The 9,989-nt window shown below is 60.0% G+C and carries 8 protein-coding genes; all 8 read right to left on the bottom strand.

Translation table 11 applies throughout. The features are described 5' to 3' along the window. Positions 1-240 precede the first annotated feature (240 nt). Entirely contained in the window at positions 241-4,803 is a 4,563-nt protein-coding gene (gltB, locus tag ACIQ36_RS14710; protein ID WP_395830592.1) for a glutamate synthase large subunit, read from the bottom strand. Between the two features lie 61 nt (positions 4,804-4,864). After that, a complete protein-coding gene (locus ACIQ36_RS14705; protein WP_395830591.1) occupies positions 4,865-5,344 on the bottom strand; it encodes a DUF2059 domain-containing protein in 480 nt (159 codons plus the stop codon). 63 nt (positions 5,345-5,407) lie between these two features. Next, positions 5,408-6,055, bottom strand: a complete 648-nt coding sequence (locus ACIQ36_RS14700) for a hypothetical protein (protein ID WP_395830588.1) — start codon at positions 6,053-6,055, stop codon at positions 5,408-5,410. A 50-nt stretch (positions 6,056-6,105) separates the two neighbouring features. Beyond that, positions 6,106-6,669 carry a hypothetical protein gene (locus ACIQ36_RS14695; RefSeq protein ID WP_395830586.1) on the bottom strand — a complete coding sequence of 188 codons (564 nt, stop codon included), beginning with the start codon at positions 6,667-6,669 and terminating at the stop codon, positions 6,106-6,108. Positions 6,670-6,818: 149 nt separating this feature from the next. Next, positions 6,819-7,406 (bottom strand): hypothetical protein, encoded by a 588-nt coding sequence (locus ACIQ36_RS14690; RefSeq protein ID WP_395830584.1) that lies wholly within the window; start codon positions 7,404-7,406, stop codon positions 6,819-6,821. 71 nt (positions 7,407-7,477) lie between these two features. Beyond that, positions 7,478-8,080 carry a hypothetical protein gene (locus ACIQ36_RS14685; RefSeq protein WP_395830582.1) on the bottom strand — a complete coding sequence of 201 codons (603 nt, stop codon included), beginning with the start codon at positions 8,078-8,080 and terminating at the stop codon, positions 7,478-7,480. 7 nt (positions 8,081-8,087) lie between these two features. Beyond that, a complete protein-coding gene (locus tag ACIQ36_RS14680; protein WP_395830580.1) occupies positions 8,088-8,702 on the bottom strand; it encodes a LysE family translocator in 615 nt (204 codons plus the stop codon). 5 nt (positions 8,703-8,707) lie between these two features. Next, a partial coding sequence (locus ACIQ36_RS14675; protein WP_395830578.1) for an NAD(P)-dependent oxidoreductase occupies positions 8,708-9,989 on the bottom strand: 1,282 nt, incomplete at its 5' end.

Raw genomic sequence — 9,989 nt, 5'->3', positions numbered from 1 at the left:
AAAAGCGATTGAGGTTCCATCGGTAGGCTCCGAGCGAGGGACCCCATCAGTGAATCACAGCAAAACTGAACGGGCGAGGGTTTTTGCGGGTGTCCAGCTAATATGGGCAACCGTGATTTAAAATGACGCAGCGCAATATTTTATAATGGCCGAGTTTTTTTACCCGCTTTCACAGAAACTCACCGGCTTCCGATGGTGGATAAAATTGGGGCGGGGATTTCTCCCCGCCCGCGTTAGGCCCTATTCGGCGGCGCTGATCTGCGCCACTTGCGTTGGGAAGGCCAAGCGGCCCACCATTTCGCGCGGCACCACTTGCCAGAAGTGGCCGATTTGACGCTCCCAATCGGCAAGCAGGCTCATCGCCCATTTGGAGCCGGTCGCCTTGATGTGCTGTTCGACCAAATCGCGCAACACACCTTCCCAATGGGCCACTTCGATCCGGTGCTGGAGCACGGTTTCCGGGTTCACACGGTGTTGGAAGCTATCGTCTTCGTCATAGACGAAAGCCATACCGCCGGTCATCCCCGCCGCGAAATTATCGCCAACCGGGCCGAGGATTACCGCGACGCCGCCGGTCATATATTCGCAGCCATTGGACCCGCAGCCTTCGACCACCACCTGCGCGCCGGAGTTGCGCACGGCAAAGCGTTCGCCGGCTTGGCCTGCGGCGAAGAGTTGCCCCGCCGTTGCGCCATAGAGCACGGTATTGCCGATGATCGTATTGCGGTTCGTCACCAGCGGGCTTGCGGTCATTGGCCGAACGATGATGCGCCCGCCCGATAGGCCCTTACCCACATAATCATTGGCATCGCCGAACACTTCCAGCGTCAGCCCCTGCACCGCAAACGCACCGAGCGACTGGCCCGCCGAGCCGCGTAGACGCACCGTGACGTGATCGGGGTTAAGGCCGGTCATGCCGAACTGCTTGGTGAGATGGTACGACAGGCGCGTGCCGATGGCGCGGTAGGTGTTGCGGATATTGTAGGTGAGCTGCATCTTCTCACCCGCCTCGAACACCGGATGGGCGTCCTTGACGATCTGGGCATCGAGCGTATCGGGCACTTCATTGCGGCCTTCCAGCGTGCAATAGCGCGGATAGTCGCCCGGATCGGCTTGGGCCAAGAGCGGGTTCAAGTCGAGATCGTCCAACGTATGGGCGCCACGGCTCACCTGATTGAGCAGATCGGTCCGTCCGATCACCTCGTTCAGCGAGCGAACGCCAAGCTCGGCCAGAATCTCACGCACTTCTTCGGCGATGAAGCTGAAGAGGTTCACCACTTTTTCCGGCGAGCCATCGTATTTAGCGCGCAAGGCTTCGTCTTGCGTGCAAACGCCAACGGGGCAGGTGTTGCTATGGCACTGGCGGACCATGATGCAGCCCATCGCCACCAAGGAGGCCGTGCCGACGCCAAATTCTTCCGCGCCGAGCATGGCCGCAATCACCACGTCGCGCCCGGTCTTGATGCCACCATCGGTGCGCAGCCGGATGCGGTGACGCAGCCGGTTGAGGGTGAGCACCTGATGGACTTCCGACAGGCCCATTTCCCAAGGCGCACCGGCGAATTTGATCGAGGTTTGCGGGCTCGCGCCCGTGCCGCCGACCTGACCGGAGATGAGGATGATATCCGCCTTCGCCTTGGCGACGCCCGCCGCAATCGTGCCAATGCCCGAGCGCGCCACCAGCTTCACGCAGACCTTACAGTTCGGGTTGATCTGCTTCAGGTCGTAGATGAGCTGCGCCAGATCCTCAATCGAGTAGATGTCATGGTGCGGCGGCGGCGAGATCAGCATCACGCCGGGGGTGGAATGCCGCAGGCGGGCAATCATTTCCGTCACCTTGAAGCCGGGCAACTGCCCGCCTTCGCCGGGCTTAGCGCCCTGGGCCACTTTGATTTCCAGCTCGCGGCAGTTGACGAGGTAATCCGCCGTCACGCCGAAGCGGCCCGAGGCGACCTGCTTAATCGCCGAATTGGCGTTATCGCCATTGGGCAGCGGCTTGAAATACTTCGAATCTTCGCCGCCCTCGCCGCTATCGGATTTCGCGCCGATACGGTTCATGGCGATACCCAAGGTCCGGTGCGCTTCTGGCCCGAGCGCCCCTAAGGACATCCCCGGCGTCACGAACCGTTGCCGAATCTGGGTGATCGATTCCACTTCTTCCAGCGGCACCGCCGTGCGTCCGCCCTTGAAGTCCATCAGATCGCGCAGGGCAATCGGCGGTAGTTTGCGGTTGGCTTCGGAATATTTCTTGTAGGTCGCGTAGCTGTCCGTCGCCACTGCAGTTTGCAGCATATGGATGAGATCGGCGGTCCAGGCGTGGCTTTCACCCTTGCGGCGGTAGCGGTAGAAGCCGCCGATGGGCAGAACGCTGCTGTCGCCCGCAAACGCTTTGCCGTGCTGGCCTGCGACTTCCTTCTGAATGCCGCTCATGCCAAGGCCGGAAATACGGCTGGTCATGCCGGGGAAAAATTCCGCCACCAGCGTGCGCGACAGGCCAATCGCTTCGAAATTATAGCCGCCGCGATAGGAGGAGAGCACCGAAATGCCCATCTTGGAGAGGATTTTCAGCAGACCATCATCGATGGCTTTCTTGAAACGCTTGATCCCGTCTTCGAGCGGCATGGTGCCGAACAGGCCGCGCGCGTGCCGGTCGGCAATCGCTTCTTCCGCAAGATAGGCGTTGATCGTGGTCGCGCCGACGCCGATCAGCACCGCACAATAATGCACATCAAGGCATTCCGCCGAGCGGATATTGAGCGACGTGAACGTGCGCAGGTTCTGGCGCACGAGATGGCTATGAACGCCGCCCGCCGCCAAGATCATCGGCAAGGGCGACCGGCCCGGCCCCATCGCGCCATCGGTGAGCACCAGATGGGTGCAGCCCGCGCGAACCGCATCTTCCGCTTCGCGCTGAACGCGCTTCAAGGCATCGCGTAGGGCGAATTCCCCGGCTTTCGGATCGAAGGTGCAGTCGATCTCAGCGGCGGTATCCGCCATATAGGCGCGCATTGCCACAAATTCGGCGGTGGAGAGAATCGGGCTGTCCAGTTGCAGCAACTGGCACTGGCTTTCATCTTCTTCCAGAATATTGCCAAGGTTGCCGAGGCGCGTGCGAATGGTCATCACCCGGCGTTCGCGCAGCGAATCGATCGGTGGGTTCGTCACCTGGCTGAAGTTCTGGCGGAAATAATGCGACAGGGGCCGATACTGGTCCGACAGCACGGCAAGCGGCGTATCGTCGCCCATCGAGCCGATGGCTTCCTTCGCGTCCTCGACCATCGGGTGCAGAATGAGTTCCAGATCTTCCGTGGTCCAGCCCACGGCGATTTGATGGCGGCGCAGCGCCTCGCGGCTCATGCGTTCGACGGGCAGCGCGTGGCCCTTAATGATGCCATCGATGCGGGTAATCTGCTGCACCCAGCGCCCGAACGGCTTGCGCGAGGCAAGCTCGTCCTTAATTTCCGCATCGTGGAACACGCGGCCCCGTTGCAAATCGACGCCGATCATCATGCCCGGCCCGAGACGGCCCTTTTCGACAACCGTTTGTTCGTCGATCTTCACCATCCCCGCTTCGGAGCCCGCGATCAGCAGCCCGTCGCCGGTGATGACATAGCGCATCGGGCGCAACCCGTTGCGGTCCATGCCACCCAACACCCAACGGCCATCATAGGCCGCCAGCGCCGCCGGGCCGTCCCACGGCTCCATCACGCTATTGCAGTAGGAATAAAGGTCGCGCCAGCTATCGGGCGTGGTGCCCTCGTCGGGGTTCCAAGCTTCCGGCACGCACAGGGTTTTCACCATCGGCAGCGGGCGACCGCCGCGAATGAGCAGCTCGAACACGCTATCGAGCGCCGCCGAATCCGACCCGCCCGGCTGCACGACCGGCTTAATATCTTCGATCAAATCGCCGAAAACATCGCTCGCCATGCGCGGTTCGTGGCAGGCCATCCAGTTCACATTGCCGCGCAGCGTGTTGATTTCGCCGTTATGGGCGATCACGCGGAACGGCTGGGCCAGCCGCCACGTCGGGAACGTATTGGTCGAATAGCGCTGATGGTAGATGGCGAAGTTCGAGATGAAGCGCGCATCGAGCAAATCCGGATAGAAGGACGTGCATTGTTCCGCGAGGAACATGCCCTTGTAGATGATCGACCGGCAGGACAGCGAGCAGATATAGAAATCATTGATCCGCGCATCGGCCACGCGCTTTTCGATGCGGCGACGGATGACGAATAGATCGTTTTCGAACTGGCCTTCGTTCACGCCGCGCGGGTTGGCGATGATGATCTGTTCGATTTCCGGGCGCGAGGCATTGGCCTTTTCGCCGCAAATATCGACATTCACCGGCACCTGCCGCCAGCCGTGGATCGTATAGCCGAAGTTAAGAATTTCGGCTTCGACGATGCAGCGGCAGCGCTCCTGCGCGTCCAAATCCGTGCGCGGCAGGAACACCATGCCGACCGCAAGCTTCTCATTCTCCCGCGCCGGATGGCCGATCTGGCGGACGTAATCGAGGAAGAAGGTCTGCGGCACCTGCAAATGAATGCCCGCGCCGTCGCCGGTCTTGCCGTCGGCATCGACCGCGCCGCGATGCCAAATCGATTTCAGCGCCTGAATGGCGGCATCGACCACGGCGCGCGTCGGCTTGCCGTCAATCGCCGCGATAAAGCCGACGCCGCACGCGTCATGCTCTTCGGAGGGATGATACATCCCGCTGGCCGTGAGATGCGCCTGATTGCGGGCATAGGCAGCGGTAAAGGCTTCGCCCGATTCGAGGATCTCGGTGGTTTGGTTGTTCGTCATGTCCTTTACCCTTTCCGTGCCCGTCTTGTGACGGTCTTTTCCGCGCCTGCGGTGAATATTGTTATTGCTGTCCCAGCGACGTCAGAAGATTGCGCATAAGATCCTGCGACCACACCCCAACCGCTTCCTGCATTTTCGCCGAAACACGTTGCTGGCGGTCGAGGAAAATCTTACCGGCGTCAGTGCGAAGAAACGCGATACTCGCCCTCAAATCTTCTGCGGTGTAAACCTCGGCATGAATTCGATCAACTTCAGCATAAAATGCAGGGAGAGAATTCACCATCGTTGGTCTTATCTTACTGGCAAATACTGAATCAATCTCTGCCTCGCGTTGCGGCGACTTTGCCAAGATAGCTGTTCGCATTTGCTTGAGAATCTGATCAATCATAGGCTCCATATTGGGGCGCGACCCTTGAAGCTCGATCAGTTCATGAACGAGAGCGAATCGTTCCTGATAAACGGCCGATTGTTGCGCCAAACTCGCTTGCGAGATGGAAACGGTAAGAGTTAGGAGCAACCCTGCCCAAACATGTCGCATCATTTCCTCACTTTGCTGCCAGAAAGACTACTTATAATCTTCACCAAGAATGCATCCTTCCAGCGCTTACTTAGAGGCGTCGACAAACAGTTCTGGCTTTCGCCGCATCAAGTTGCCAACGACAGATGTTGTCCATACCTCGGATCGTGCCTGCATAAGTTCTTTTGCCACCGACCTCTTTTCTTGAAGCCGTTCGGACAAGGCGACGAGGCCTAAGCGGCCAAAGTCCTGAGCGTCTTGGTCGGTCAGAGGTTGCTTATTCTGAAGGCGGATTGCCCCCGGAAGATCCACGACCTCAGCGAGCCGTCTCAACTCATCCGTTGTCAGAATATCGGCAAAGACCCCGGCAAAAAGTTCTTTCAGTTCAGGAAAGCGGCTCAAGACTTCTGGAACCAACTCCTGCGACCAAAGTTTTGCAGCGCGATCACGCTTCTCACCTGGAAACTGGGCAAAATAATTAGGGGGTGGCGTGTTTAACCCCTCTTTCAATTGCTGCATCAGTTGAGAGTCGGGAACAATGAAGCTAATTGACTTCAGTGCATAGGCCACCCGTTGCGGTCGCTCTGCTTGCTCAGCCTCAGAGGGACGCACAGAGGCTATGGGTGCAGACACGGGGGCTATGGGTGCCGACACGGGCGCCACTGTCTTGGTCTGCGTCGCCGCGCAGCCCCCGAGAAACCCGAGGGCGAGTAAAACTGTAATTGCCCGCGTCATACCTTCACCCCACCCCAAAGAGACTGCTTCGAGACGCACGCGGAATGCCCTTAGGCTCCCCGCTTCAAAACGCCAGGATCAGCCAAAATCCGTTCTTTCACGCGCGGTGCGACGATAGCCGCCATCCGGCGAACCGCCGAAACTTCCGCAAAAACATAAGCCCCCATTGCCTTCGTCAGCCGGTCATTGCTGTAACGCATCTCTGGAAACGCTGGGCGCGGCTTCCCGCGCACCTCTTCCACCGCAGCGGGGTCGAGCAGCGTCACTAAATCCTCCCGACTTAACTCCGCTGCTAAGGCTTTCGCAGCCTCCACCTTCAGCGAAGTCGGCCACAGATCTCTAAACACCCCCAGGGCTACAGTAATAAAAGGCTGTAACGCATCCGATCCGGTTTCCCGCTTTAGCTGAGCGATATAGGCCTGCTCGGACGTGACGATCTTGATCGCCGTGGACGTTGCGTAGGGCAGCGCCAACCGGTGCGCCTCGATAAGCTCCTCCGCAAGCCGTTCCTGCGTCGCATCGGCCTTTAGCGTCGATTGAGGGGAGGCGCAAGCTGCCAGCCCGACGACGAGGATAAGCGACAGGAGCAGCCGACAGGTGCCGATCAAAGTCACTCCCCCCTCTTGTACGCGCAGGCACCCGTAAAGGCTTGGGCCGACTTGATCATCTTGATGATTTGGTTCTCAGCCATGTTTTTTTGCCCTCTCGCCATAAAACTCTTGAGATCTCTCTAATATTGGTCTTGAACACTGCAGTAGTCTGGTTATTGGCGTTGAAAAAGCGGTTTATAGGTCGTGAAATCTTCAACTAAACTCTGTCGCGCTATAGCGGCATTTGACTGGGCGAATTGCCTCACAATACCGTTGTAAGCCCCGAGAAGGCGTCCTAGCGGCGGTCCTACGGGGGAGGTCCGGCGAAGCGTTAAAAAGTCCTCTCGACTGGTCGTCATGCGAAGGACGCTCCGCACATCTTGCTCGTATTGCGGGTCGGTCAGCACAGCAATATCGTCATGGGAAAGCGAGAAAGCCAACAGGCCTGCAAGCGCCCCATGAATTTCCGGAGTGTCAGTATCCTTCATGATCGCAGCTGACTGCGTCATAAAGCGCTGATCAATCTCTGCATTCCGCCCTGGATAATCGCGATACACATACTGAAGAGTACCATCCTTCTCAGAGTAAATCTTGGCGATTACTCGCGGTCGCAAGTCTTTCGCAAGACCATAGTCGATCACCAGGGGAACGAGTTTTTCAATCTTAACCCGCCGGGCGGCGGCTTCCTCGGGGCTAACAGATGCAGCGCAGCCGCTGAGGCCCAACGCGGCCAAGCCCGAAAGGCTCAGAGCGAGAGCCAATCGCCGCCCCCATGCCCGAACTTTGCCGCCTATCGCCATACCCCTTAACTCCCGTTCCAGTGCTTTTCAACTCACGCTGGCTGCCCCTGAAGCCGCTGCGCAATCTTCGCCAAGAAATCATCCACAAGTCGATTATGCAGGGCGTCGCCCTGCGCCTGCGAAAGCCGTTGCGCCGTTGGTGCCGTTTCGGCCATGCGCTTCCGCAGCGCGGGAAAGCCCAGGGCGATAAGCTCGGCCTGATCCTGCGACGACAAGGGCTGCTCGTACCACGCCCGCTTCACGGCGGGGCTCTTGGCGGCGTCGGCCAATTGCTTCAGTTCCGCCGCCGTCAGCGTGTCGGCATAGCCCGTTGCATAGCCTTCCTTGATTTCCGGGAGATGCTTCAACTGCTCCGACAACAGATATTGCTCGGCCAGCGCGGTGAACTCCTGAAGTCCGATCTTCGATCCGCGGGGTAGGGCCGCCCGCACCGCGTCCTTAAACCCGCGCGTAATATCCCGGCGAATCTCATCATCGCTCTTCATCGCTTCGATGAAGGTTAGCGCGTAGGCCATGCGCTGCGGCCGCCCCGCCGGATCATTCACCAGCGTAACCGCCGCCACCGGGGCCTGCTGCCGGGTGGGCGCACAGGCGGCCAGCGCCAACAGGATCGCTATGCAAACGGCACCGCGCATAATCCCCTCACCTCGCCGCCAGAAACGCCGCTGCGCCCAACATCGCGCCGCCGGAAACCTTGTTGAACACCGTCGTCTTGCCGCGTTTCGCCAACTCCCGGCTGAGGAACGCCGCGCCGAGGCCATAGCTCAGCATCACCGCGAGTTCGATGGAAAACGCAATCGCGCCCAGCACGGCGATTTGCAGCCCAACCGGCACGGCGGGATCGAGAAACGGCGGAAACAAAGCACCCCAGAACAGCACGGCTTTGGGGTTCGACAGCGAGGTCGCAAACCCCTTGGCAAAGAGGGCGGCGCTGCTCGCGCGCTTTTCAGCAATCCCCGCCTGCGCCACCATCGGCGGCGCGCGCCAAGCTTGGACGGCGAGGAAGACGAGATAGGCGACCCCGCCCCAGCGCACGACCTCAAACAAAGTCGGCGACGCCATCAGAATCGCCCCCGCCCCCAAAGCCGAAATCAGCATGAAGCCCGCAAGGCACAGAATTGAGCCTGCAATCGTCCAGACCGCCCCGCGCGCGCCATTGGTAATGCCTTGGGCCATCGTCATCATGGCATTCGGGCCGGGCATCACCGAAATGACCGCGCACAGGCTGGCAAAGGTCAGGATGACGTGCAGGTCCATCGCCCTTACTCCGCCGCTGCCGCGAGGCCGCTCACTTTAGATTGCACATAGCGGTGAATGCTTTCCGCCGCATCGCGCCCGTCGCGGATCGCCCAGACCACCAAGCTTGCGCCGCGCACGATATCGCCCGCCGCGAACACGCCTTCCATATTGCTCATCATCGTCTTGTGATCGACGCGCAAGGTGCCCCAGCGGGTGACGGCCAATTCCGGCGCGCCGAACATCGCCGGCACATCCTCGGGGTCGAACCCGAGCGCCTTAATCACTAGATCGGCTTCGAGGATGAATTCGGAGCCCTCCAGCTTGGTCGGCACCTGACGGCCCGTTGCATCCGGCAAGCCCAGGTGCATTTCGCTGGCTTTCACCGAGCGCACATGCCCCGCACCATGAAAACTTTCCGGCGCAGTGAGCCAAACGAATTCGACACCCTCTTCCTCGGCGTTCTGCACTTCGCGCTGGCTGCCGGGCATATTCACCCGATTGCGCCGATAGAGCAGCTTGACCGACGCCGCGCCCTGGCGAACCGCCGTGCGCACGCAATCCATCGCCGTATCGCCGCCGCCGATGACGACGACTTTCTTGTCTTTGGCGTTCAGCACGCCCGACTCGAACTCCGGCACCGGATCGCCCAGGCCAATGCGGTTCGAGGCGATGAGATAATTTAACGCGGGCACGATCCCCGGCAGCGTGTCGCCCGGCGCTTCCAACTCGCGCGGCTTGTAAACGCCGGTCGCAACCAACAGCGCATCGTGCTTTTCGCGCAATTCCGAAAGCATGGCATCGCGGCCCACTTCGAAATTGCTGTGCATCTGAATGCCGCCTTGGGCCAGCAACGCCGTGCGCCGTTCCACCACATCCTTTTCCAGCTTGAAGCCGGGGATGCCGTAAATCAGCAGGCCGCCCAGGCGGTCGTAGCGATCATAGATATGGACCTGATAGCCCTTGCGGCGCAGCGCATCCGCCGCCGCTAAACCTGCCGGGCCGCCGCCGATAATGCCGACCGACTGCGCCCGTTCCGAGCGCACCACGGGGGCCGTCACCCAGCCCTGCTCCCACGCCGAATCGGTAATGTATTTTTCGACCGCGCCGATGGAAACGGATTCGAAGCCCTTCTCGATCACGCAATTGCCCTCGCACAGCCGGTCTTGCGGGCAAATGCGGCCGCAGACTTCCGGGAAGGTATTGGTGGCCTGGCTGATCTCATAGGCTTCTTGAAGGCGACCTTCGGCGGTCAGCTTCAGCCAATCGGGAATATTATTGTGCAGCGGGCAATGGACCTGACAGAAG

The sequence above is a fragment of the Elstera sp. genome (assembly GCF_044372965.1).
In the GTDB taxonomy this organism is placed as follows: Bacteria; Pseudomonadota; Alphaproteobacteria; order Elsterales; family Elsteraceae; genus Elstera.
The sequence above is the reverse complement of the archived record's forward strand: the minus strand, read 5'-3'. Positions and strand labels throughout refer to the sequence as shown.